This window comes from Ensifer sp. Root1252 (assembly GCF_001425885.1).
Taxonomy (GTDB): Bacteria; Pseudomonadota; Alphaproteobacteria; order Rhizobiales; family Rhizobiaceae; genus Ensifer; species Ensifer canadensis.
On sequence record NZ_LMDT01000001.1, the window covers coordinates 315,617 to 338,845 of the forward strand.

Below are 23,229 nucleotides of genomic sequence, written 5' to 3' on the forward strand. Positions count from 1 at the left end.
GGGTCAGCTCATGTGAAAAACGGTTTTGAGCGGTACGGCGACCGGATCGTTATCCTCGCGGGTTTCCATGATGTCGGCCATATGAGCCCACCACTTCCGCATCACCGGATGGGAGGGCAGATCGGCCATGCCGTGGTCGTCCGCTCGCCAGAGGACGCCGAAGAGCAGATCGTTCTCCTCGTCGAGATGGATGGAGTAGTCCGAAATACCGGCCTCCTTCAACAGGGTCACCAGCTCCGGCCAGATGGCATCGTGACGTGCGGTATATTCGGCGGCCATTCCCGGATTGAGCCGCATACGGAAGGCGTATTTTTCCATGGAAACCTCAGTGGGCAAGACGGCGGCGGGCGCGTCGCCACAGGATGGGCAGGGCGATCACCGAGATCAACAGCAAACCGATGAAGATCGACATGACGATGCCCGGCACGTTCAGGAGCCCGAAGCCGAAGGTGACCATGCCCATGATCAGGGCCGCAAGCACGACCCCCGGTATGGTACCGGAGCCACCGAGAATGCTGACGCCGCCAAGCACCACCATGGTCACGACTTCCAGCTCCCAACCAAGCGCGATCGACGGTCGGGTGGAGCCGAGGCGCGAGGTCAGGCAGATCGAGGCAAGCCCCGCCATCAGGCCGGTGAGCAGAAACAGCGTGAACTTCACGCGGCCGACGCGGATACCGGAGAACAGCGCGGCCGTCTGGTTGTTGCCGATCGCGTAGACGGCGCGGCCGAAATTGGTCTTGTGCAGCACGACGCCATAGATCACGGCCAGGACGACAAAGAGCGTGAACTCGAACGAGAACACCCACCAGACATAGCCCTGCCCGAACCAGGAGAAGCTTCCGGGATAGCCGGTGAAGGCCTGATCGCCAAGGATGATGAAGGAGAGGCCACGAAACAGGCTCATCGTACCGATAGTGACGACAATCGACGGCAGGCCGAGACCGGTGATCAGCAGGCCGTTGACGACGCCGCAGGCGAGCCCGACCGAAAGTCCGACAACCACCAGCGCCGGCGTGTCGAAGCCGAGCTGGACGGCATAACCCATCGCCGTCGAGGCGAGCGCGATGATCGAGGCGACCGAGAGATCGATCTCGCCTGAAATGATCACCAGCGCCATGGCGAAGGCGATCATCGCCTTTTCGGTGAAGTTGAAGGTGGCGTCGGACAGGTTCCACGGGTCGAGGAAATAGGGTGAGGCCAGCGAATTGCCGATGAAGATGAGGCAGGCGACGACGAACAGCAGGCTTTCCCAACTCTTCAGCAGGCGCGCGCCGCGCCCTTCGAGGCGATCGGGAATGTTGCGGGGGGAGAGATGCGTTTCTGCCATCAGACAGCCTCCGCCTTTTTGAGGATGACGCGTCCCTTGCGCCGTTCGGCACGCGCATTGACGGCAACGGCCGTTATGATGACCATGCCGGAAATCGCCATCTGGGCAAAGGGCGAGATGTTGATGACCGGCAGAGCGTTCTTGATCACACCGAGGAACAGCGCGCCGAGCACCGCTCCCGGCACCGAACCGATGCCACCGGCGATCGAGATGCCGCCGATGACGCAGGCGGCGATGATGTCGAGTTCGAAGCCGGCGGCAATATCGACATAGGCAACGGCATAGCGCGACACCCAGAGATAGCCGGACAGCCCGGCAAGCGTCCCCGAGAGGCAATAGGCAAAGAAGCGCGTCCGGCCGACGTCGATGCCGGTATAGACAGCCGCATGCGGATTGCCGCCGACGGCGAAGAAGGCCCGCCCGAGCGGCGTGCGGCTTATCACCAGGAAGATCGCCGCGACCGTGACGACCGAGAGCCAGGACAGCACGGGAATGCCGGCAAGATCAGTGCGCGGAAAGCTCTTGAAGGCATCGCTCATCTGGTGGGCATTGATCCACTTGCCGTTGGTCAAGAGGAAGATCAGGCCGCGATAGATCGTCAGCGTGCCGAGAGTGACAACGATCGGCGGGATGTCGAGTTTCCAGACCAGCGCCCCATTGATCATCCCGAGCACCGCGCCGAGCGCTATGGCCGACAGGAGGATGACGGGGATCGGCAGGCCGGGGAACGCGGCGTTCAGCATTGCCGCGACCATGCCGGAAAGCGCCAGGTTTGCCGCCATGGACAGATCGATGCAGCGCGTCAGGATCACGGCCATCTGGCCGAGCGCCAGGATGATGAGGATCGAGGTGTCGTTGTAGACGCGTGCCAGATTGGTCGGCGCAATGAAGGGCGGGAAGCGCCAGGCGATCAGGACGACCAGCACCAGGATCGCGCCGACAAGCAGCAGTTCACGGTTTTTCAGGAGCTTGGCCATCATGCGGCCTCCGCAATGCCGGCGGCGGCACGCACCAGCTTTTCCGCCGTCAATTCTTCCCGCTCGAAGCGGCCGACAATGCGGCCCTCGCGCATGACGATGACGCGATCCGACATGCCCATGATTTCGGGGATTTCCGATGAGACCATGATGACGCTGAGGCCCTGTGCGGCAAGCTCACTCATGAAGGCGTGCACCGCGGCCTTGGAGCCGATGTCGATGCCCTTGGTCGGTTCATCAAGAATGATCACCTTCGGCTTGGTCGCCAGCCATTTGGCGATGACCACCTTCTGCTGGTTGCCGCCCGAAAGCGTGCCGACGTCCTGATCGAGGGAGGCGGCCCGCAGATCGAGCCTAGACGTATATTCCCGCGCAAGCGCGAACTCGTTGGCAAGTTTGAGGAAGCCGGAGCGCGAGGTGCGCGACAGCGACGGCAGCGTCACGTTCTGGAAGATCGGCAAGCCGATGATCGCGCCCTGACGCCCACGCTCCTCTGGCACATAGACGATACCGCTCCTGATCGCCTCGGACGGATTGCGGATCACCAGGATTTCGCCATCCAGCCTGATGGCACCTGCCGACGGGCGGGTGATGCCGATCAGCGACTGCATGAATTCGGAGCGGCCCGCGCCGATCAGCCCATAGAAGCCAAGAATTTCGCCACGTCTCAGTTCAAAGTTAATGTCCTCGAACTCGGTCGGGTGACGGTAGCCGGAGACTGTCAGAACGGGGTCGCCGATGGCTACGTCCTTCTTCGGATAGACGGAGCCGACGGCGCGGCCGACCATCATGCGCACGAGATCGTCCTGACTGACATCGGCGATCAGCCCCTCGCCGACCATCGTTCCGTCGCGAAACACGGTGTAGCGATCGGCGATGCGGAAGATCTCATCGAATTTGTGGCTAATGAAGAGGATCGCCTTGCCGTCGGCCTTCAGCCGTTCGACGAGCGCGTAGAGTTCGTGAATTTCCTTGTGCGACAGCGCCGCCGTCGGTTCGTCCATGATCACGACGCGGGCATCGACCGACAGAGCCCGGGCGATCGCCACCAGATGTTTCTTGGCAATGCCGAGATCGCGCAGCCGGATCGTCGGATCGAAATCAGCGCCGGCGCGATGCAAGAGCGCACGTGCATCCGCATTGAGCTTATTCCAGTCGATCAGGCCGAAACGGTTGCGCGGGGCATGGCCGAGGAAGATGTTTTCAGCGACGGACAGTTCGTCGAACAGAACCGTTTCCTGATGGATGGCGGTTACGCCTGCCCTTGCAGCAGAAAGCGCGGTCGGGAAGGCGGTTTCCGCATCCGCAACGCGGATGCTGCCTCCATCAGGCTGATAGATGCCCGTCAATATCTTGACGAGGGTCGACTTGCCCGCACCGTTCTCACCGACGAGTGCCGTCACGGAGCCCGGATAGAGCGACAGCGAAACGTCGGACAATGCCTTGACGCCGGGAAAGGACTTGGAGATGCCTTCAAGCGCAATGGCGGGCTTCATCCGCGATGTGATCGTATCCTGCAACACATTCCATCCGCCTGATTTGTGGGCCTGACATCCAAGGCGCCACGTCTGCAAAATTGCCCCTCACCCTAACCCTCTCCTCGCTCGCGGGGAGAGGGGACCCGTTGGCGTGTCGCCGCTTACGCCGACGCCCATTAGGAGCGGAGCATCGCCGCATGTTTCCCTTCTCCCCGTCAAACGGGGAGAAGGTGGCCGGCAGGCCGGGTGAGAGGTAACCGCCCCTCGCCGATCAGAAGATCTTTGCGAACTCTTCGACGTTCGAGGCGTCGTAGACGAACGGGTCGGCCATGGCGCCTTCGTTGTTGTCGTCGAGCTTCACAGCGCCCATGCGGCCCATCTTCAATTCCGCGCCGGGCTTGGCTTCGGCACCGTTGACGAGATCATAGGCGATCATCGTTGCGGAATAGCCGAGATCGATCGGGTTCCAGATCGCGAAGGACTTGGATGCGCCCGACTTCACGTGACCGGCCATCTCCGAGGGAAGGCCGAGGCCCGTGACATTGATCTGGCCGATCTTGCCGGCATCGGTGACGGCCTGTGCCGCAGCAACGATACCGACCGAGGTCGGCGCGATGATCGCCTTCAGGTTGGGATAGGACTGAATGAGCCCTTGCGTTTCGCGGTAAGACTTGTCGGCAAGGTCATCGCCGTAGACGGTCGCGACGACATTGATGCCCTTGTAGTTGCCCTGAACCTTCTTCATTTCCTCGATCCAGGTGTTCTGGTTCGTGGCTGTCGCCGAAGCCGAGAGCACGGCGACATCGCCGCCATCCGGCAGGTTGTCGGCGGCGAGCTTGATGATCATGTTGCCGATCAATGGATTTGACGACGGGTTGAGGTGCATCTGGCGGCCGTCCTTGGCGACCCCGGAATCCCAGGAGATCACCTTGATGCCACGATCCATCGCCTTCTTCAGCGCCGGAACGAGAGCATCGGTGTCGTTGGCGGAAACAGCGATGGCATCGACCTTCTGGGCGATCAGCGAGTTGATCACCTCGATCTGGCCTTCAGCGGTCGTCGTCGTTGGACCGGTGTAGATCACCTCGACGTCGCCCAGTTCCTTTGCGGCTTCCTGCGCGCCCTTGTTGGCAGCCTCGAAGAAGCCGATGCCGAGCGCCTTGACGACCAGGGCGATCTTCTTGTTTTCCGCATGTGCGGCATTGGCCATCAGCGCCAACGACACGGCGGCCGTGACCATCAATGATTTCAGGATCTTCATTTCCACTCCTCCCATGGACCGGAACGCGATCGGGATGACCGCATCGTCCGGTACTAACCTTCTCGAATTCGCAACCGGCCCGGTCTTTTCCGACCGGTGCCGATCCTTCCCCTCCCCTCGGCCGTCTCAAGCGGTCGAGGATGCATTCTCCGCGTCAGCGCCGGACCTGGCGTTGGCGATCACCAATCGCACGCCGGCATTTTCGAGCATCGCAGCATGCCTGTCCTCGATGCCCGAATCCGTGATCACAGTGGCGATCCGCTTCAATCCGCACAGGATGAGGCTGGAGCGCTTGTGAAATTTCGACGAGTCGACGAGCACGACGAGCTCGTCGGCCTGATCGATCAGTTTCTGCTCGGCCTGGATCAGCAGCGGATCCGCCTCCATCAGACCGAGCGGACCAAGCCCCTGGGCGCCCATGAACATGCGGCGCGCATAGAAATTGCGCGTCACGTCATTGTCGAACGGACTGAGGATGATGTTCTGCTCGCGGTAGATCGTGCCGCCCGACAGCATCACCGTGTTTTTCGAGTGCTTGAGCAGATGCTCGGCGATCGGAAACGAGTTGGTGAAGACCTGCATCCGGCGATTGGTGAGAAAGTGCACCATCTGGAAGGTCGTCGTGCCGCCATTGATGATGATCGGCTCGCCATCTTCGCACAGCGCCACCGCCTCCTTGGCGATCGCCTGCTTCTCCCGCGCATGCAGGCTTTCATTGACCTTGAAGGGTCGCCCGGCCAGCCCGACGAACTGCGGCGGATTGATCGCTTCCGCCCCGCCGCGCACGCGCCGCAACCGCTTCTGCACGTGGAGCGCCGCGATATCGCGCCGGATCGTCGCCTCGGAACTGTCGGTCAGATCGACCAGTTCCGGCACCGTGACCACGGGCTTTTCCTGAACCGCCGACAGAATGATCCGATGTCTTTCTTTCTCGTGCATTCGCTCCTCCGATAATTTGCATGCTTCCATCACGACCAAACATTGTCAATCACAATCAATCATATTTTTTCATTGTGCAGTGCGACATGCGCGAATTTGATCGTTTTTGATTGACAATGACTCTCGGGCCATGTGATCTGATGCCAACCACATCTCCACGCGGCCGCCAAGCCGCGTGGCAACGGACCGGGAGGATTTTCGAGATGCTCGACAAGCAACAGGGCGCGCGGCTTGCCAATCTATGGGATGAGACGAAGGCGGCCGGCATGAGCGAGGCCGAACGTCTTCTCTATCGTTCGAACCTGCTCGGCTCCGACAAGCGCATCACCAACTACGGCGGCGGCAATACCTCGGCCAAGGTGATGGAGAAGGACCCGCTCGGCGGCGGCACGGTCGAAGTCCTCTGGGTCAAGGGCTCTGGCGGCGACGTCGGCACGATCAAGATGGACGGCTTCGCCACGCTTTGCATGGACAAGCTGAATGCCCTGAAAGGCATCTATCGCGGCGTCGCCTTCGAAGACGAGATGGTCGGCTATCTTCCGCATTGCACGTTCAACCTCAACCCGCGCGCCGCCTCGATCGACACGCCGCTGCACGCCTATGTTCCGAAAAAGCACGTCGATCACATGCATCCCGATGCGATCATCGCGATAGCGGCCTCCAAAAACAGCAGGGAATTGACGGCAAAAATCTTCGGCAACGACATCGGCTGGCTGCCCTGGAAGCGCCCGGGCTACGAACTCGGCCTCTGGCTGGAAAAGTTCTGCCTGGAGAATCCGTCCGCCCGCGGCGTCGTGCTTGAAAGCCATGGCCTCTTCACCTGGGGCGACACGGCCAGAGAAGCTTACGAGACCACCGTCGAAATCATCAACAAGGCGATCGCCTGGTTCGAGACGGAAAACACCAGGCCGGCCTTCGGCGGCGTGGCCAAGCCGACGCTCGATGCGAGCGACCGGGTGGCGATTGCCAAACGGTTGATGCCGGTCATCCGCGGCCTGATCAGCGCCGACGAGCGCAAGGTCGGACATTTCGACGACAGCCAGGCGGTGCTCGACTTCGTGACCGCCAAGGATCTCAAGCCGCTGGCAGCGCTCGGCACCAGCTGCCCGGATCATTTCCTCAGAACCAAGATCTGCCCGCTTGTCGTCGATTTCGATCCTGCCGCTGCAGACATCGAAAAGACCCTTGCCGGGCTTGCCGACGCAATCGCTGCCTATCGCGCCGATTACGCCGCCTACTACGAGCGCTGCAAACATGCAGACAGCCCCGCCATGCGCGATCCGAACGCGGTCGTCTACTTGGTGCCCGGCGTCGGCATGATCACCTTTGCCAAGGACAAGGCGACGGCGCGCATCTCCGGCGAATTCTACGTCAACGCCATCAATGTCATGCGCGGCGCATCCGGCGTCTCGACCTATGTCGGCCTGCCGGAACAGGAAGCCTTCGACATCGAATACTGGCTGCTCGAGGAAGCCAAGCTTCAGCGCATGCCGAAGCCAAAAAGCCTTGCGGGACGCATCGCGCTGGTGACTGGCGGCGCCGGCGGCATCGGCAAGGCAACGGCACACCGGCTGATGCAGGAAGGTGCCTGCGTCGTCATCGCCGATATCGACGAAACGGCGCTTGCTAGCGCCGAAAGCGAGCTTGCGGCCCGCCACGGCAAGGATTTCGTGCGTTCGCTCAGCATGAACGTGACCAGCGAGGCGGCGGTAGAAGGTGGCTTCGGCGATACGCTTTTAGCCTTCGGCGGTCTCGACATCCTGGTGTCGAATGCCGGCCTTGCCTCCTCCGCCGCGGTCGAGGATACGACGCTGGCGCTCTGGAACAAGAACATGGACATCCTTGCGACGGGCTACTTCCTCGTCTCGCGCGAGGCCTTCCGGGTCTTCCGCAACCAGAAGGCCGGCGGCAACGTCGTCTTCGTTGCTTCCAAAAATGGTCTTGCCGCGTCGCCCGGCGCATCGGCCTACTGCACCGCAAAGGCAGCCGAGATCCACCTCGCCCGTTGCCTGGCGCTCGAGGGCGCGTCCGCCCAGATCCGCGTCAACGTCGTCAACCCGGACGCCGTGCTGCGCGGCTCGAAAATCTGGACCGGCGAGTGGAAAGAGCAGCGCGCCGCCGCCTACAAGATGGATGTCGACGACCTCGAGGCGCACTACCGCGAACGCTCGATGCTGAAGCTCAGCGTCTTCCCGGAGGATATCGCCGAGGCGATCTACTTCCTCGCCTCGGACATGTCGGCGAAATCGACCGGCAACATCGTCAATGTCGACGCGGGCAATGCCCAGTCGTTCACCCGCTGATCCGGAGATTTTGATGAGCACCACCATGATCGGCAAGACCATCCTTGACGCAGAGAACGAGCGCCGCGAGGCGGCACTTCGCCAGGACTATGAAAGCCTTGGCGAAAGGCTGGCGCGCCGCGGCATCGACGTCGACGCCATCAAGCGCAAGGTTGCGGCCTATGGCGTCGCAGTCCCCTCCTGGGGGGTCGGCACCGGCGGCACCCGCTTTGCCCGCTTCCCCGGCAAGGGCGAGCCGCGCAATATCTTCGACAAGCTGGAGGATTGCGCCGTCATCCAGCAGCTGACACGGGCAACGCCCAACGTCTCGCTGCACATCCCGTGGGACAAGGTCAGCGATCTCCAGGAACTGAAGCAGAAAGGTGCCGCCCTCGGCCTCGGCTTCGACGCGATGAACTCGAACACCTTCTCGGATGCGCCCGGACAGGCACATTCCTACAAGTTCGGATCGTTGTCGCACAGCGACGCGGCCACGCGCGCCCAAGCGGTCGAGCACAATCTCGAATGCATCGACATCGGCCGACAGCTCGGCTCGAAGGCACTGACGGTCTGGGTCGGAGACGGCTCCAACTTTCCCGGCCAGAGCAACTTCACCAGATCGTTCGAGCGTTATCTCGATGCGATGAAAGCGGTCTATGCCGCACTGCCCGAGGACTGGCGCGTCTTCACCGAACACAAGATGTTCGAGCCGGCCTTCTATTCGACCGTGGTGCAGGACTGGGGCACCAACTACCTGATCGCCCAGGAACTTGGACCCAAGGCCTTCTGCCTGGTCGACCTTGGCCACCACGCGCCGAACGTCAACATCGAGATGATCGTCGCCCGGCTGATCCAGTTCAGGAAACTCGGTGGTTTCCACTTCAACGATTCGAAATATGGCGACGACGACCTCGATACCGGCTCGATCGACCCCTATCGCCTGTTCCTCGTCTTCAATGAACTCGTCGATGCCGAGACGCGGGGTGCCAAAGGCTTCGATCCGGCCCATATGCTCGACCAGAGCCACAATGTCACCGATCCGATCGAAAGCCTGATGACGAGCGCGATGGAGGTCTGCCGCGCCTATGCACAGGCCCTCATCGTCGACCGCACAGCGCTCGACAGCTTCCAGCAGGACAATGATGCACTGATGGCGGCGGAAACGCTGAAGACCGCGTTTCGCACCGACGTCGAGCCGATCCTGGCGATGGCGCGCTTCGAAAGCGGCGGGGCGATTGCGCCGGTTGCGACCTATCGGGCGAGCGGCTATCGCGCCAAGGTGGCCGGCGAGCGGCCGGCCGTTGCCGGCGGTGGCGGCGGCATCGTCTGAGATCCACTCCCCCATCCCACAATCTAAATGCCGGGCAGCGATTGCTGCCCGGCATTTTCACGCACGATTGATATCGTCTCGCGGATCGGCTCCGATCTCGTAGGCGGATCATAAAGCGAGCGTGACCGCGGCCTTTTGTGCGCCCTGTTTGACGGACGGCGCCGGATTGTCCCGCACAAATGCTTCGCATTCCTGCAAAAAATCATCGCGCGATGAAATTGCCCCCTATCTGATTTGAAATCCTGGTCTATCTTTCCCTTCTAGGTCCAACGGAAAGGGAACCATTCATGGGTATCGAAAGCATTCTCGTATTCCTGATTGTCGGAGCGATCGCCGGCTGGCTTGCCGGCTTGATCGTCAAGGGGTTCGGCTTCGGCCTGATCGGCAACATGGTCGTGGGCATCATCGGCGCCTTCATCGCCGGCTTCCTCTTTCCCGCCATCGGTATCAGCCTTGGATCGGGCGTGCTTTCGGCGATCCTGCACGCGACGATCGGCGCAGTGATCCTGCTGGTGCTGATCCGCATCGTCAAACAGGCGTGACGAACCACCGCCACGCGACCATACCGCATGGCTCGCCGACCCGGCGGGCCGTGCCAGTCCAACGGAAGGAAATCACCATGAGCGAGCCGAACTCCGACAATATCGAAACGGCGCTGAAGGCGTTCATGGCCGACCATCCCGGCAAGCTCACACGCGAGCAGGCGATCGCGGCGATCCTCGAAAACTGGTTCACGACCCATGGCTACCTGCCGCCGCAGCAGGAAGGCAGACGCCCGGAAGACCTTGACGCCTCCAACGACGATTGAGGCATTCCTGCCGGCGGCAGCACCCTTGGCGCTCGACGCCTCTCCAAGCGTTCGTCCGCTCGACTTTTTTTCATGAAGCCATTTCCAGAGCCTGAAGACCCACCATGAGCCTTACATCCGTCAAACAGTTCTTCTCGCAGCACGCCCCCGACATCGACGTCATCGAACTCGAGCAGAGCACGGCAACAGTGGCACTTGCCGCCGAGGGCCATGGCGTCGAACCGGCACAGATCGCCAAGACATTGGCGCTCCGCGTCGGCGACGACGTGATCCTCATCGTCACGCGCGGTGACGCGCGGCTCGACAACAAGAAATACAAAGCCCGCTTCGGCACCAAGGCCCGCATGCTCGGCTTCGACGAGGTCGAGGCGGAGACCGGTCATCCAGTCGGCGGCGTCTGCCCGTTCGGCCTTGCCAAGCCCCACAGCATCTATTGCGACCTGTCGCTGAAAGCCTACGACATCGTCGTTCCTGCCGCTGGCGCCACCAATGCCGCCGTTCACATCAATCCGCAGCGTATCGTCGAATTGACCGGCGCCGAATGGATCGACGTTTCGGAAACGTAATTCGTGCCTTGGAATGGCCACAAAGCTTAACTGAAACCGCAGGCGCACTCCGGCAGTGATTTGCCGGGCGCGGCCCTTTCCAGAATCAGGAGTCCGTCGAGCATGAAGATAGTCGCGTACCCGCTCATCTTCGCCGCCACATTTTCCCCGGCGCTGGCGATGGATCAGTCCCTGGTGCGCCAGTTCGAAAAGCTTGACCCGCAGACCCGCCTGGAACAGCGCTGCGACACCGAGGCGATGGAGCGCATCAACGCCGACAAGACGACCTTCAAGCCCGACAAGGTGATCGCCTACACCTTCGCCGAACCGGTCATGAAGGAAGACAAGATGAAGGCGCCGGGCGCGGTTTTCCGCAGCAAGGGGGAATGGTACAAGCTAAAATTCAAGTGCCGCACCGACGCGGAGCACCTGGGCATCCTGTCCTTCGAATATAAGATCGGCGATCTCGTGCCGCGCGAGAACTGGGACGAGTTCTACCTCTATCCCTGACAGACCGGACCGCGGGTGCGCGCAAACGCCCGAGCTTTTCGCCGTCACCAGAAATGTCGCGCAAAAATGTGCAGCGCTTTCGCGATGACATGCGAAAGAACAAGAGCTTGAAGCGCGACAAGCGGATCCTGGAAATCGCGACGCGCTTTAGAGAACGGCCATCAGAAACAGCAGCGAGCCAAGCGACAGCGCTGCCATGATGCTCATCAGCATCTTCATCATGTGATCTGCCATTTCGTACACCCTTGCCTCTACTCCCTCAGGAATGAACGAATTCGTCTGGTTTTGGGGCGCGGCATGCCCGGTATATTCCAAGCTCGAAACGCCTGACTGACACGATCCCACCAGATCGGTGCACAATCTGCCAACAGTGTTTCAGGTTGCGCCGACATGGTTAACAATTGGTTAATCTCATTGTCTGCGGTGTTGGGTGGATAGGTGGCGCGGCGCCCTTCGGGCCCATGCGGAATACCAGCCGCATGGCGGGATGGCGGCGACAGAGCCAGGTGAAAAAATCGCCGCTTGGCTGAATAAGGTGGCGGCAGGGTATCGGAAGCAGCTTGCATCAGAGCGCAGTCACAGACCCCGCCCTAGCCCTTGTAAGGGCGTCAGCGCTAAGATTACGGCTTCTTCGGCTCCGGCTTTGCATCGGCAAGGGGAAGCAGCCACCCCTGCCCCGATATGCTCCTGCCAGTGTGACCGTGCCCTAGAGACCCGCCACATTCGGTTGGAGGAGGCGGCGAGGTTCGACGTGGCTACCATCTGCGACACGCACCATTGCTGACTTCAAAAAGGAAGTGAGCAGAAGGAAGAACGGAAACTTCCAGAACGCTGAAAAGACCTGCCTAGACGCGGCAAGCGACCGACTAAATCAAGAGGCTAAAAATCAAAGGAAACCATGCAATTATGAATGGTGCCCGGAGGCGGGCCACCTCAATTAGCCGAAATCAATGACTTACCGAAAAGCTGGACACCCACCTGTCCAGCCCTTTCATTATGCTTTTTGAAAAAGTGTCCAGCGCCGTTAAGCCGACATTGACACGGACCTATCGCGAACATAGCTAGAACGCCAAGCGCTAGGCGGGCGCCTTTCACGACATGCGGCTTGTTGAGACCTCGATAGAGGAAGAAAGCGCATGTCTGAAACGAAGCAAGCAGTCGTCATCTCGACGCTCGGCCAATTACTTGACAAGGGCTATAGCTTCAATCTCTGGTGCTTGGACTGCAGCCGTGGCGGCATCAGTCCCATTGCGCCATTCGTGATGAAGCTCGGACGCGACCATCCGATCTATGTCAGAGGCCACGCCAAATGCAGCAAGTGCGGTCGCAAGAACGTCGAAGTGCGAATACAGGCGCCGGCTGCAGGCGAGCGCACGGTTCAGGGGTGATCTCGATCAGCAGGCATACCATCGCTCAGGAGCTATTTTCCGAAGTCGAAGACAGCTAGACTTTGCCGATGACGACGAACACGATCCGTCGTATCGCCTCGGCGAAGCTAACGCCGAGCGCCATCGCCGCAATCCCGGTTACGCCGAGCGCACCGATCCCCATCAGCTTCCAGCGCTTCACGTCATCGGTGACGGGTTTCATTTCGGCCACATCCTCGCCGATCGACGTCACCGACGCCTCGACATCACCGACGCGGTCAACCAGCTGATCCATGCGGGTATGCACGCCTGCCCGGCTCGCAGCCGCCTTATCTTCCGATCTGATCGCCCCCTCTTCCAATCGCTTGATTGAGTCCTGCAAGCCCCGCATGCCCGCCACCAGCTCGCCGAGCTGCCTATGCACTGATGCATCAATATCCGCAGGTGCCATTTATCGCCCTTCCCCATGCCGCACACATTCCGAATTCGTCCAAACGCCGCCGGCGCATAGGCCGACGACAGTCCGGTCTATCTTCCGCTGATCTGCCGGCGTCGCCCCTCGCGCGCCGACCAGGTCAGTTCCAACGACCTGCCGCAGACCGTCGACACTTGCTGGCGGCAAAGTCCCACACGCCGCCCCTATCGAGGCATAGGTCATAGTCAGAGCGAGCATCGCCCGCGGAATGTGCCGCCGCATTGTTTTGCCTTTCGATTGCACTGGTGACCGAGCGGGCGCCGTCCGCGCGCAGCTCGAGGACGGTCCAGGTGATGGCGGCGAGCACAAGCACGCCGCCGAGGATCTTCGGCCAGGCGATCATGCCGGATCGAGCCGATTGCGCAGGAAGAAGAACGCGCCGATCGCAAAGGCAACGACGAGGATCCCCGCCAGCGCCCACTGCAGCGGACCATTGCCGGTGAAGGCAAAGGCTATCGTCGAGAGGATGCCGGCGGCCCAGCTGACGTTTTCCTTTGTCACGACATCGGGCGCCTTCGGCACGGCCGGTGTGGTGTTGCTGGAAACGAACTCACCCTTGGCCCAAAGGCCAGCTTCGGCTGCTCGCCGATTGACCAACCCCTTCACTCGCTTGCCGCCAGCGTTGACCCATTTCATCAGCTCAAGCGGCACAGCGTCATAGTCACCGGCGTTCAGCTTTTTCAGCAGCGTCGATTTTCCGAGCTTGCCCGTGTTGAAGTCGAAGGAGACCAGAACCGCGAACTGATTTTCGGTTAGCGGCACCTTGGCCAGGCGCGAGACGCGATCCTCGAAGATGGCGAGGTCGGCGCGCAGGATCTCTTCGGCCTTGGCCTCAGTGATCATCATTGTTGGCGTCACCGTCGGAGCGCCGGCAGCGCTGGTATGGCCGTAGCCAATGGTCCAGATGCCGCCTACATCCCTATAGGCCTTCGTCTTCAGGCCTTCCCACTGCTTGACGAGCGCAAGGCCCGCCGCGTTGATGCGTCGGTTGTTCATTTGCTTTTCCTTGTTTGTGAGGAGATGGCCGCGCACACTCAGACGAGCTATGAACGGCGCCGCATTGAATGGCGGATTTCAGTTGGCGCACACGCGCCGAGTACGATCGGAACTTTTTTATGGACCACGAAGAGGCAGACGAGCACGACGAAGAAGCCATGCTCAAAGGGCATCTGAGATCAGGGCTCGCCATGCGTCGGGTCGGAAGAGCGCGGCTGCGGCTCGCCCTCCCAGCCTATCGTGAAGAGTTGCTATCGATTCACACCGTGGCATTCCTCAGTCTCTGCGAGTTCTATGCAGCGTCGGTTTTGATGGTCGACGATCTGCGCAAGGAAGATCCTGTTCGAGCCGAGCTGCTCGCCGAGTACGAGACCATGTGCCGCGACATGGAAGCAGATTCGGTAGCGATGATGAATAGCGAAAGGAACGCAAGGTGGCGGTAGGTCACCGCGTTGACGCGTCGTTCATTCATGTTTGCAAACTTTTTGCTAAATTAGGGTTTGAAGCGCCAGACTTGCTTTGCGGCGATCATGTCGCGACGACTGGGGCAAGGGTGGAAGATGGATTACGAAAGGATCGGTCGGGCTCGATTGATGGTCCGACTGCCAAATCATCGGCGGCAATTGGCCCATCTTAAACTTGCCCTTTTGCGCGAGCTCCTGGAAAATTACGGTCTCGCAGTGGTGAAACGTGACGAGTTGCGCGCGCGGAGGGTCCGGCGAGATCTCATCGCCCAGTACGATGAGCTGTGCCAAGGTATGGAAGACGACGCCATCCAGCTCATCGATTGCGTCGGTCCGCGACTGGTTCAATGAGGTGCTGATGCGCAGATCGATGAGATATGATTGGGATGGCGCGCGCCGCCGCCGGATGAAGGTGGCGAGATTTGGAACCGCCGTCGCCTTGGCGGGTCTACTGGTCGCGGTCGCGACGCAAGTCCTTGACAACGCGATTTGATATAAAGAAGGCCCCAGAATCCTACGAGGATGATCTGGAACCTTCCGTCTGAGCGTTCGAACTCACAGACGCGCGATCTATGCCCGACATGGCCAGGATTTCAAGTGTTCCGCACCCTGGAGCTACGCCTCATCCCCAACCGTGAGTTCGACGGCGACGGAAAGAGTTTCTCGAGCCATGTGGTTCAGCTTGTTGACGCGGATGGGGGTGTGGTAAGGCGCTGACGCTCATAGCCACAAGGTTAAGCGAATAATGGCGAACCCAGCCCCAGACAGATCAATTAAGGCCGCACTCATCCAGAAGAAGTGCGTGATGATGTCGATTATTCTTCGCGACATGCGCACGCGGTTCTTCAATCACGGATTGGGGTTTCTCGTGGTTCCCCTTTGGCCGCTCGTTCATATGCTGGCACTGCTGGTTATCTCAAACGTTTTGGGCCGCAGGGTTCCCTATGGCGATAGCCTCAACGTCTTCTTCGCTACCGGGCTGGTGCCTACCCTCGCGTTTATGTACGTTTCGCGCTTTATGACGCTGTCGATCGTGCTCAACCGGCCGATGATGGCATTCCCAATCGTCAGGCCCATAGACATACTGCAAGGGCGTGCTGCCCTGGAAATCGTGGCAGCCTTCTTCACGCTGGTATTCATCGTTTCCCTCATGCTGGCAATCGGAGAAAACCCCACACCAATCGATTTGGAATCGGCGGTCGAGGCCTATGTTTCTGTGCTCTTTTTGGCCTTCAGCGTCGGAACGCTCGCGGGAACCATCACGGCGCTGTTTCAGCCTTTTGTGACCGTCTATGCCCTGCTCATGATCCTCGTATACGCGTCATCTGGGACGATGTTCGTGCCGGCAAACCTGCCGGAGCAAGTCCGAGTCGCTCTCAGCTACAGCCCCATTCTTGAGTGCGTCGAGTGGATGCGCTCGGCATATTATCCAACGTACGATACCAGCATGCTCAGCAAGGAATACATTTGGGGCTTCTCCCTCACTTCCCTGATGCTCGGACTTGGTCTGGAGAGGGCGTTCAGGAGGAAAATACTGGGCACCTGAACAGCCAATTGAAACACAGCCTCCAGTCTGAGCGGTCGAAGGCACAGTGGTGTCATGGTCTTTCGCGAAAGCAAGAAATTTTCCTATGAAACTTTCCGTCCAGCAACGCGAACGTGCACGTACGAAGGAAACTCCCTATTCCAACTTTCGAGCATGCCGTAGGGGACAACATGCTCGGGTGGTACAATCAGGCACTGTTCCGCATAGTCCGCCGCGTCGACCGTCAGCCCCGCGTCCTGGAAAATTAGGCGAAGAGCTTCCTTGCTAAAGCGGAAAAAGTCACTGGGATGGCCGTGTATCGGGAAGCACTGATGCGTCGAAACAAGGAACGTTCCGCCTGGTGCCAGAACTCTTTCGACTTCCCGCGCTGCAATCCACGGCCTTTCGAGATGCTCGAAGACAGAGTTCGCAATGAAGCAATCAAACTTTCCGGTCCACTCTTCTGGCAGAGCGTGCAGGTCGCCGATCATGTCGACATCAACGCCTGACCGAATGTCGAGCTTTATGTAGTCCTTTGAGGCCACCCAAGGAAATCTGTCCTGCTTGTGGGTCTTCCTATCGGGCACTGTACGCCTCGTGCCGACTTCCAGGACGCTTTTAGGTTGGCTGCTCTTCACTGTTTCCCAGAAGACCGCATAAGCGTTATTTAGATCAGGGTGATAACTATCGGGGGCAAGCATGGAGCGCGGGGGCTCGACTGGTTTGCGCGACTGACGTTTAAATATCCTTAGCATGTTCATTCACTCCCCCAGCGACAACGTCCGCGCTCACGAGATACAGGATCAACTTTTATGTGAAATCGCCGGGTACAACACCACGCTCGCGCGTACAACGCAATTCTCACGAATGCCACGCGGTTGGCCGTTGAGATTGTGGAAGGACCAACTTCGCAACGCTCCTGAGCGCGGAGCCGCCTTGTCCCCTGTTTCGCGTCGCGGTACCTTCCTTCCAGTCACCGTAGTGTCAGGTGGCGCCGAGGCTCGGGGGCGATATCGTTGCAACGACGTTCCCGAGCCTCATCAACGATGTCGTCTTGGAATATGAAAAACGCCTCTCAGGCTGCTCGGCATATTTCGTCCGCCGCACTTGCGAGCTGCGGCAAATCGCGGATCGCGGACGCGAGCCGCCTCCGCTCTGTCATTTGGATGGCCGCGGCTCGATCCGAAAGCGCTTGCTTCGCCTCCTCGACTCTCCCTAAGGCCAATAGGGTCCGCAGCATCGGCTTTATTGAGTCAAAAAGCTCATCAGCGGACCTGAAATAGGCTTCAGCATCCTGCAGGCTGTCATCAGCTCTCCCTAAACGCAGCTTGACCAGCGCACGAAGATGCAAGAACTGGCGGCTTCCGTTGAATACAGCCTCGGCAGTTTCGAGAATTTCGTCGATCCTCTCCACGGTCGCCCCTGCCTTCCGTTCGCAGTCGACCCGGTCAAACCATGTCATAACGGAGCCAGGACAACGACGCTGCAACACGTCACTGGCTTCGAACGCCCCTACGAAGTCACCTGAAATTGTACGCGCTCTCATCATGGCCTGCCAGAAGATCGTCTCGTGGCCAAACCGTTGTTTGAGCTTGTCTTCATTGTTGAGGACAAATTCAAACTCATTGCTTTTCATCGACAATATGAGCTTTCGGTAGTCATCGTATCCTTCCCACTGAAACCCAAGCGTCGAAAGAACGCGGTCATCTAGTGGGTGATGTGTGACGAAATTAATGCCTTCTGTACGCTCAATTTCGCCCGCAGCTTCGGAGACTGTCTCAGTTGCACTATCACCCAACTGGCGAGCAAGGTCCTTCACCAGCAGTGCAGTAATCAAAGCCCCTGCGTGCAAGGTCATATGAAACATAGGTGCATGAACTTGCCTTTCGCGGACAAGCCCTGCGAAATCGACCTGCGAGCCGGCGCGCACCTGGCACCGCTCAATAATCTTCAAATCCAAGTCATACAGACGCTTCAGTTGCTCTGGGCCGTCGACTTTGATGCCGGTATCTTCAGGCTTGTAGGCAAGGCACTGCAGATGCGGGAAGCGAACAATCCCGTCCAATTGACTGCTGAACGAATGAAGTTTCTCGGCCGCCATCGGGGATGACTGCGAAGCCTGGACAACCGATTTTCCGGATTTCTTCGCCTGCTCAACGAATGCGTGGGCGTGATCATCTTCAACGTATTTGGTGAGCACGCCTCGGAACGAGGGAATGAATCCACGGTCACGGCCGATCGTATAGCAGTCAGCGACACCAGTCGCATCGAACACTGCTGAAAGGTGGTGAGACTGGCAATTACCGTCGAACAGAATAATCAGGTCGTCTTTAGACATGCTAATTTTCTTGTTTTTCCAGAAACGAGATCAGCTCTCCGATATTCTGCAGACCAAAGGTCTCGCTGATATCGAAGGAACGGCCAAGATTGGCTTCTATGGTGAACATCAGATTCACGTGCGCGAACGAATCCCATCCCGCGACATCTGAGGCAGATAGTTCGTTGGAGACTTCTCCACTGAAGAGCGGGAAGTTCTCGCGCATAGCACTTACGACGACGTCACGTTCCATGGACATTTACACTCCACTCCATCTCAATAGCGTTCCCGCACGATATCGGGCAGCATTCTCGGACCTGGAGATTTTGCCGCTCGTGGTCTTCACGAGGGTGTTTTCTTCCAAAACAACGATATCTGAGGGCGAGATACCGAACTCGCTTGAGACGATATCGTTGATAGCCCGGGTCACCTCCAGCGGGGATGCGTTGGCGGTTTCTGCAGCCACGACGAGGCTCTGGGAACCATTGCGGTCATCTTCGACGCCAAACGTGACACAGCGACCGGGTTTAACTTTGCCGGTGAGAGTGACCGCCGCCTCTACGTCGTGGGCATAGATGTTTTTGCCGCGCACGATGATGAGATCGTCCATCCTTCCGGCTATGTACAGCTCACCGTCATGAATGAACCCCAGGTCTCCGGTCTTGTACCAACCATCAACAAACTTCTGGGACGAGAGCTGCTCGTTCCGATAGTAGCCAAGGCAAAGTGATGGTCCGGAAATCTCGATCTCCCCGACACCACCGTCGTTGCTATTGACGCGAATGAGAACTCCTTCGATGGCGGTTCCGGTCGACACCATTTTTCGCGTACGTTTCGGATTGCCGCCGATCACTACCGCGCCAGTGGACTCCATGGCATCGGCATCAACCTCAATAGCTTTCACGACTTGCCGACCTACCGGCGTCTGTGTCACGGCAAAAACGTATTCGGCCATGGCATAACAAACGCGGATCGCGGAGGGAGACAGCCCTTGCGACACAAAGCGGTCGGAGAAAGCAACCATATCGCCGAGTTTGCAGGGCTCCGAGCAGTTGACGATCGCGTGGACATTGTCCAAGCGCAGCGATGGGTCCTGCCTAACTCTCATCGCCAGATATTTGAACGCGAAATTAGGTAGCCAGGCCACAGGCGCGCGCGATTTCGACAGCCACTCAATGAACAGGCCCGGGTTTGCCAGCCAAGTAAAGGTCTCGATCGAGACGATGGGCATTCCAAGGTAGATCGGAAGCAGTGTGGCGGCGATGAGGCCCATATCATGGTAGATCGGAAGCCACGTGACGACTGTGTTGCTGGAAGCGTCGATCGGTATCGAAGTAGCGTATGATTCAACCTGAGCGATGAGCTGCTCATAGCTCACCATGACGCCCTTCTTCAGACCGGTCGTACCAGACGAGTGCTGCAGAAATGCGATGTCGGTTTCATCGGCGGACACCGCTAGCTCTGCAACCCCGTTCGCCGCGAAGATTGTTGCCAAAGCCGCAACTTGGGCGTCCAGTTGTGACACAGCACCCAAATTTGCTTCGTCACACACGACGAGTTTCGGCTCGATCCGGCGGCACAGTGCATTATGCGCGCTTTGCCAGATTTCAAGATCCTGACGCGGTGTTGGAGGAGGCATAAAGCTCGGAATTGCCCCAACTGCCTGGCACGCTAGAAAACATGCCAGAGCATCGGCTCCATGCACCGAAAAAACCAAGACGACATCGCCTCGAGAAACTTCCAGCGCGACCAGTCCGGCAACGGCCTGCTTAACTCGCGCTGCAAACTCGCTGAAAGATACGTCTTTTGTCTCTTTCCCTTGAATGCTTTTGAGAAAGATGCTGTCCGGTTCAGTCCTCACCCTCGTGAGAAATGCATTGAGGTATCGATTTAAGGACAATCCCAAGTCTCCGCAACTGAAGCTTGTTCGACATAGCGTTGCATCGGCCTTGAGGCAATGCCGATCAGACCCTGGATTGCAAAATCTCTCCCATCTGAACCTAAGTGATGATTCACTCCCGTGCGTACGTCACAAGAATATTGACCCCAGAGAATGCGCCGCTCGACGTAATGCGGACTTCGCCGCTTATGGAGTCTATCGTCACCCTGGCGATAACACCCGTGCCGCCGCTATCAGCTATGAAGCCGAGTGTTACCGCAGGCCGCAGTGAAGGTGGAAGCGTATAGACAAGCGTGTTGCTCAATGTCTGCGAACTGAACGACATGCTCATCTGCAGGGTGATACTGCCGGCGTCGTCGCTGGCAAATGCACTGGTTCCGGCAAGAGTGAAGCCGGCAACAGACGCGCCGCCCCACAGCGTCTTCCGGACGGTTTTTTTCGTGGTTTCCGGGCACAGTGCCGCCGCAACTCCGCATGCCATATTGTAGGCATCGAGGACGTAACCACCATCGGTCTGGTGGATATTGTCTCGAAGACGCTGATCGAATGCTAATGGATTGCTCCCCTTGTAGGTGCCAAGGATATGGCCCTTCCCTGCGAGGGTCTCCGCGAGCATTTCACCTTGCAGACCGACAGAGGTCTCGATCTGCACTCGGTAAATGGCTCCGTTTTCATAAAAGTTCGTTGCACTGCCGGTTCCTCCACCAAGAGCTTGGGAATAGAACATAGACGGCATGGCGACGACCACCCTGATGCCTGCTGCCTGCAGGTAATCGACTATCCCGTCCACATTCGCGCGGGTAAACGTGATGTGGTTCTGGTTCGATTGGATGTCGTTGGCACCCACCATGAGGCAGGCGACGTTGTATTCCGTTAGGTCAAGATTCGCATAGCCTGCGGTGGTCCAGAACGAAGTATCGGTACCGTTCAGGTCATCCAACACCTGCTTGCTGTTCCAGCCGCCCACTGCACGATTCGTAAGCTTCGGCACGGAAAGACCGGAAGATCCCTCCAGTAGCCTGCGCATGATGATCGGCCAACCGCCATAAATGTCCGCAGCGGTGCTATCGCCCAGCACCAAAATGCGGGCTTCGCCTGCTCCAGATAGCCGCTTCGCCTTTTTCAGCGTCCATCCGGTCAATGTTACGTTGGTCGCTGCGTTGCCCTGAACGCCGAAACCGAACTCCGTGATTGGTGAAGCAGTCTCAAATACCTTTACGCGCACGCCATTGACGAGCACAGCAAAGGCATTTGGGTTGATAACCTGGATAGACCAGAGCGCATTCTGCGGCTGCTGGCTGAGGTGCGTAGAGCCGCCGGGAATAAGGAACGATCCGCTAGAGAGCGCGACACTGTTGGGCTTCATCCGCCAGTTAAGAGCATTCCCACTTAGGGAGCCATAGATCAGGTAGTATCTATCCTGGCAGCGAACGCAGGCAACGCGCATGAACGCTCCTGTTTTTGCGCTGAACTCAACCTGCATTTCTTCAGCCCAAAGGGCCTTGCGCAACGAGACGTTCCAGTTCGTGGATGCAGTAAGGTTCCAGGTGACAGACTGGGCACTGGCTCCACTTGCCGCCTGGGTGGTGAACGTATCGGCTCCGTCTACCAACGTGTAGAAGGAAAGGTCGGAGCCACTAGGATTAAGTTGAGATACCACAGGGCGGTGAAGGTCACCCTCGGAGATAAACCCTTCCTTCTGACCAAGCGTCCGAATGTACTCCGGGTTCAACCAGATATCGTAGCCATTGTTGTCGAGGGCCTGAATCTTTGTGCGTCGGGTGACCTTAGGATGGTTAGCCGATGAGAGCATTTCTCCTGGCGAATGAGGCCTGGGCAGCACTCCCTTGAGCGAGACGCCTTCATCGACGTCGATATACTGTCCGTTGAGGTCAGGAATAGCCGACATCGCATATATGCCCGTCGACGTTTTGCGCGGGTAGCGCATGCGAGAATCCGACGTCACAAAATCACGCAAGGCGATAGCCGGATTAACGTTGTCACCCGAATTGGTGTCTGCGCCACCAAACATGACGATGGTCGGTGCGTCAGTTGCTAGCTGCCACCTACGCGTCCCGCCATTCGACTGACGCTGCCACGCCTCGAGCGTTCCGGAGTTCGAAACCTCGATCGCAAGCGGCCATGCGCCACCATCGCCCATCGTGGCATACCCGTTGAAACGAATAGCCGTCATCCCGGCAGGGATAGTCAGCGCCGACAAGCCTTGGACTGTGCCGACGATCGGCACTTCCTTTTCTTGGGCGATGTCATTGACGATAGCCGCCGCCTGGTCGCGATAGTCTTCCGCTTGATCACGCGCCCCTTCCGCCCCCGTCTTGGCTGCCTCGGCACCAAGTTCCGCAGCTGCGGCATTGGCAGCTGCTACCCTCGCCACATCTGACGGCAGATCAGATTGCTTCACCCACGAGCCGCCGCTCTTTTTATAAACGCCACGTAGCGCCTCGACAGGATCGGTAATGACAAGGCCGACATCGCCCTCTTCATAAGCACCGGCGACAGCATCGAGCTCCAGTTTTGTCGCCTTCACGACCGCCGCGTTGGTGGAAAGAACGAGCGCGGAGACGGCATTCTCCAGCTCAACGCCCCAGCGCTGCGCGTCGATATTGTCGACCGACCGGACGTCTCCACCCGCAGTTTCAGGCGCAAAGACGTCCACTGCTGTCTTCGATAGAACAGACATCAAAATCTCCAGATGATGAGCTTA

Annotated in this window: 24 protein-coding genes; 9 read left to right on the plus strand and 15 right to left on the minus strand. The window is 58.9% G+C overall.

What is annotated here, in order from left to right:
• Positions 1 to 3: 3 nt before the first annotated feature.
• The 6 genes from rhaM to ASD02_RS01575 form a co-directional block, all read right to left on the minus strand.
• Positions 4 to 318 carry an L-rhamnose mutarotase gene (gene rhaM, locus ASD02_RS01550; protein ID WP_025425892.1) on the minus strand — a complete coding sequence of 105 codons (315 nt, stop codon included), beginning with the start codon at positions 316 to 318 and terminating at the stop codon, positions 4 to 6.
• Positions 319 to 325: 7 nt separating this feature from the next.
• Positions 326 to 1,330, minus strand: coding sequence for an ABC transporter permease (locus ASD02_RS01555; protein ID WP_025425891.1), 1,005 nt, complete (start codon positions 1,328 to 1,330; stop codon positions 326 to 328).
• Positions 1,330 to 2,310, minus strand: coding sequence for an ABC transporter permease (locus ASD02_RS01560; RefSeq protein ID WP_025425890.1), 981 nt, complete (start codon positions 2,308 to 2,310; stop codon positions 1,330 to 1,332). Before ASD02_RS01560 ends, ASD02_RS01555 begins: the two co-directional genes overlap by 1 nt.
• A complete protein-coding gene (locus tag ASD02_RS01565) occupies positions 2,307 to 3,803 on the minus strand; it encodes a sugar ABC transporter ATP-binding protein (RefSeq protein WP_025425889.1) in 1,497 nt (498 codons plus the stop codon). Before ASD02_RS01565 ends, ASD02_RS01560 begins: the two co-directional genes overlap by 4 nt.
• A 253-nt stretch (positions 3,804 to 4,056) precedes the next feature.
• The gene (gene rhaS / locus ASD02_RS01570) at positions 4,057 to 5,046 is read right to left on the minus strand and encodes a rhamnose ABC transporter substrate-binding protein (protein WP_025425888.1); all 990 of its coding nucleotides are present in this window, start codon (positions 5,044 to 5,046) and stop codon (positions 4,057 to 4,059) included.
• Between the two features lie 126 nt (positions 5,047 to 5,172).
• A complete protein-coding gene (locus tag ASD02_RS01575) occupies positions 5,173 to 5,985 on the minus strand; it encodes a DeoR/GlpR family DNA-binding transcription regulator (RefSeq protein WP_025425887.1) in 813 nt (270 codons plus the stop codon).
• A 203-nt stretch (positions 5,986 to 6,188) separates the two neighbouring features.
• Between ASD02_RS01575 and ASD02_RS01580 the strand changes: the two genes are divergently transcribed.
• The 7 genes from ASD02_RS01580 (at position 6,189) to ASD02_RS01610 (ending at position 12,848) form a co-directional block, all read left to right on the plus strand.
• Positions 6,189 to 8,288, plus strand: coding sequence for a bifunctional rhamnulose-1-phosphate aldolase/short-chain dehydrogenase (locus tag ASD02_RS01580; RefSeq protein WP_025425886.1), 2,100 nt, complete (start codon positions 6,189 to 6,191; stop codon positions 8,286 to 8,288).
• 13 nt (positions 8,289 to 8,301) lie between these two features.
• Positions 8,302 to 9,597 carry an L-rhamnose catabolism isomerase gene (gene rhaI, locus ASD02_RS01585; protein ID WP_025425885.1) on the plus strand — a complete coding sequence of 432 codons (1,296 nt, stop codon included), beginning with the start codon at positions 8,302 to 8,304 and terminating at the stop codon, positions 9,595 to 9,597.
• Positions 9,598 to 9,884: 287 nt separating this feature from the next.
• On the plus strand, positions 9,885 to 10,139 hold the full coding sequence (locus ASD02_RS01590; RefSeq protein ID WP_025425884.1) for a GlsB/YeaQ/YmgE family stress response membrane protein: 255 nt from the start codon (positions 9,885 to 9,887) through the stop codon (positions 10,137 to 10,139).
• 77 nt (positions 10,140 to 10,216) lie between these two features.
• The gene (locus ASD02_RS01595; protein ID WP_025425883.1) at positions 10,217 to 10,405 is read left to right on the plus strand and encodes a hypothetical protein; all 189 of its coding nucleotides are present in this window, start codon (positions 10,217 to 10,219) and stop codon (positions 10,403 to 10,405) included.
• A 104-nt stretch (positions 10,406 to 10,509) separates the two neighbouring features.
• Positions 10,510 to 10,971 carry a YbaK/EbsC family protein gene (locus tag ASD02_RS01600; RefSeq protein WP_025425882.1) on the plus strand — a complete coding sequence of 154 codons (462 nt, stop codon included), beginning with the start codon at positions 10,510 to 10,512 and terminating at the stop codon, positions 10,969 to 10,971.
• A gap of 102 nt (positions 10,972 to 11,073) precedes the next feature.
• The gene (locus ASD02_RS01605; protein ID WP_025425881.1) at positions 11,074 to 11,460 is read left to right on the plus strand and encodes a DUF930 domain-containing protein; all 387 of its coding nucleotides are present in this window, start codon (positions 11,074 to 11,076) and stop codon (positions 11,458 to 11,460) included.
• Positions 11,461 to 12,596: 1,136 nt separating this feature from the next.
• Complete coding sequence (locus ASD02_RS01610; RefSeq protein ID WP_057219910.1) at positions 12,597 to 12,848, plus strand: hypothetical protein; 252 nt, start codon at positions 12,597 to 12,599, stop codon at positions 12,846 to 12,848.
• 55 nt (positions 12,849 to 12,903) lie between these two features.
• Here the strand turns inward: ASD02_RS01610 and ASD02_RS01615 are convergent, their stop codons facing one another.
• The 4 genes from ASD02_RS01615 to ASD02_RS01625 are packed head-to-tail and all read right to left on the minus strand — an operon-like array spanning position 12,904 to position 14,298.
• On the minus strand, positions 12,904 to 13,278 hold the full coding sequence (locus ASD02_RS01615) for a DUF1515 family protein (protein ID WP_057219911.1): 375 nt from the start codon (positions 13,276 to 13,278) through the stop codon (positions 12,904 to 12,906).
• Positions 13,279 to 13,500, minus strand: coding sequence for a hypothetical protein (locus ASD02_RS39475; RefSeq protein ID WP_244494161.1), 222 nt, complete (start codon positions 13,498 to 13,500; stop codon positions 13,279 to 13,281).
• Entirely contained in the window at positions 13,403 to 13,645 is a 243-nt protein-coding gene (locus tag ASD02_RS01620; protein WP_057219912.1) for a hypothetical protein, read from the minus strand. Before ASD02_RS01620 ends, ASD02_RS39475 begins: the two co-directional genes overlap by 98 nt.
• Entirely contained in the window at positions 13,642 to 14,298 is a 657-nt protein-coding gene (locus ASD02_RS01625) for a glycoside hydrolase family protein (protein ID WP_057219913.1), read from the minus strand. Before ASD02_RS01625 ends, ASD02_RS01620 begins: the two co-directional genes overlap by 4 nt.
• Before the next feature lie 68 nt (positions 14,299 to 14,366).
• Here ASD02_RS01625 and ASD02_RS01630 point away from each other — a divergent pair, with 68 nt between their 5' ends.
• Both ASD02_RS01630 and ASD02_RS01640 read left to right on the plus strand, forming a co-directional pair.
• Positions 14,367 to 14,741, plus strand: coding sequence for a hypothetical protein (locus ASD02_RS01630; RefSeq protein ID WP_244494162.1), 375 nt, complete (start codon positions 14,367 to 14,369; stop codon positions 14,739 to 14,741).
• An 826-nt stretch (positions 14,742 to 15,567) separates the two neighbouring features.
• Positions 15,568 to 16,308: a hypothetical protein gene (locus ASD02_RS01640; RefSeq protein ID WP_057219989.1), complete on the plus strand. Its 741-nt coding sequence runs from the start codon at positions 15,568 to 15,570 to the stop codon at positions 16,306 to 16,308.
• Positions 16,309 to 16,391: 83 nt separating this feature from the next.
• Here the strand turns inward: ASD02_RS01640 and ASD02_RS36650 are convergent, their stop codons facing one another.
• The 5 genes from ASD02_RS36650 to ASD02_RS01665 all read right to left on the minus strand — a co-directional run bounded on the left by ASD02_RS36650 (position 16,392) and on the right by ASD02_RS01665 (position 23,205).
• Positions 16,392 to 17,048 (minus strand): methyltransferase domain-containing protein, encoded by a 657-nt coding sequence (locus tag ASD02_RS36650; protein ID WP_082555437.1) that lies wholly within the window; start codon positions 17,046 to 17,048, stop codon positions 16,392 to 16,394.
• Between the two features lie 314 nt (positions 17,049 to 17,362).
• Complete coding sequence (locus ASD02_RS01650) at positions 17,363 to 18,625, minus strand: hypothetical protein (protein ID WP_057219916.1); 1,263 nt, start codon at positions 18,623 to 18,625, stop codon at positions 17,363 to 17,365.
• 1 nt (position 18,626) lies between these two features.
• Positions 18,627 to 18,863 carry an acyl carrier protein gene (locus ASD02_RS01655; protein WP_057219917.1) on the minus strand — a complete coding sequence of 79 codons (237 nt, stop codon included), beginning with the start codon at positions 18,861 to 18,863 and terminating at the stop codon, positions 18,627 to 18,629.
• Positions 18,864 to 20,504 carry an AMP-binding protein gene (locus ASD02_RS01660; protein ID WP_057219918.1) on the minus strand — a complete coding sequence of 547 codons (1,641 nt, stop codon included), beginning with the start codon at positions 20,502 to 20,504 and terminating at the stop codon, positions 18,864 to 18,866. It lies immediately after the preceding gene.
• Between the two features lie 112 nt (positions 20,505 to 20,616).
• Entirely contained in the window at positions 20,617 to 23,205 is a 2,589-nt protein-coding gene (locus ASD02_RS01665) for a hypothetical protein (RefSeq protein ID WP_057219919.1), read from the minus strand.
• Positions 23,206 to 23,229 lie beyond the last annotated feature (24 nt).

Coding starts and splice junctions, on each gene's coding strand:
- rhaM (WP_025425892.1), bottom strand. CDS start 318: ATGGAAAAATACGCCTTCCGTATGCGGCTCAATCCGGGAATGGCCGCC.
- ASD02_RS01555 (WP_025425891.1), bottom strand. CDS start 1,330: ATGGCAGAAACGCATCTCTCCCCCCGCAACATTCCCGATCGCCTCGAA.
- ASD02_RS01560 (WP_025425890.1), bottom strand. CDS start 2,310: ATGATGGCCAAGCTCCTGAAAAACCGTGAACTGCTGCTTGTCGGCGCG.
- ASD02_RS01565 (WP_025425889.1), bottom strand. CDS start 3,803: ATGAAGCCCGCCATTGCGCTTGAAGGCATCTCCAAGTCCTTTCCCGGC.
- rhaS (WP_025425888.1), bottom strand. CDS start 5,046: ATGAAGATCCTGAAATCATTGATGGTCACGGCCGCCGTGTCGTTGGCG.
- ASD02_RS01575 (WP_025425887.1), bottom strand. CDS start 5,985: ATGCACGAGAAAGAAAGACATCGGATCATTCTGTCGGCGGTTCAGGAA.
- ASD02_RS01580 (WP_025425886.1), top strand. CDS start 6,189: ATGCTCGACAAGCAACAGGGCGCGCGGCTTGCCAATCTATGGGATGAG.
- rhaI (WP_025425885.1), top strand. CDS start 8,302: ATGAGCACCACCATGATCGGCAAGACCATCCTTGACGCAGAGAACGAG.
- ASD02_RS01590 (WP_025425884.1), top strand. CDS start 9,885: ATGGGTATCGAAAGCATTCTCGTATTCCTGATTGTCGGAGCGATCGCC.
- ASD02_RS01595 (WP_025425883.1), top strand. CDS start 10,217: ATGAGCGAGCCGAACTCCGACAATATCGAAACGGCGCTGAAGGCGTTC.
- ASD02_RS01600 (WP_025425882.1), top strand. CDS start 10,510: ATGAGCCTTACATCCGTCAAACAGTTCTTCTCGCAGCACGCCCCCGAC.
- ASD02_RS01605 (WP_025425881.1), top strand. CDS start 11,074: ATGAAGATAGTCGCGTACCCGCTCATCTTCGCCGCCACATTTTCCCCG.
- ASD02_RS01610 (WP_057219910.1), top strand. CDS start 12,597: ATGTCTGAAACGAAGCAAGCAGTCGTCATCTCGACGCTCGGCCAATTA.
- ASD02_RS01615 (WP_057219911.1), bottom strand. CDS start 13,278: ATGGCACCTGCGGATATTGATGCATCAGTGCATAGGCAGCTCGGCGAG.
- ASD02_RS39475 (WP_244494161.1), bottom strand. CDS start 13,500: ATGCTCGCTCTGACTATGACCTATGCCTCGATAGGGGCGGCGTGTGGG.
- ASD02_RS01620 (WP_057219912.1), bottom strand. CDS start 13,645: ATGATCGCCTGGCCGAAGATCCTCGGCGGCGTGCTTGTGCTCGCCGCC.
- ASD02_RS01625 (WP_057219913.1), bottom strand. CDS start 14,298: ATGAACAACCGACGCATCAACGCGGCGGGCCTTGCGCTCGTCAAGCAG.
- ASD02_RS01630 (WP_244494162.1), top strand. CDS start 14,367: ATGGCGGATTTCAGTTGGCGCACACGCGCCGAGTACGATCGGAACTTT.
- ASD02_RS01640 (WP_057219989.1), top strand. CDS start 15,568: ATGATGTCGATTATTCTTCGCGACATGCGCACGCGGTTCTTCAATCAC.
- ASD02_RS36650 (WP_082555437.1), bottom strand. CDS start 17,048: ATGAACATGCTAAGGATATTTAAACGTCAGTCGCGCAAACCAGTCGAG.
- ASD02_RS01650 (WP_057219916.1), bottom strand. CDS start 18,625: ATGTCTAAAGACGACCTGATTATTCTGTTCGACGGTAATTGCCAGTCT.
- ASD02_RS01655 (WP_057219917.1), bottom strand. CDS start 18,863: ATGTCCATGGAACGTGACGTCGTCGTAAGTGCTATGCGCGAGAACTTC.
- ASD02_RS01665 (WP_057219919.1), bottom strand. CDS start 23,205: ATGTCTGTTCTATCGAAGACAGCAGTGGACGTCTTTGCGCCTGAAACT.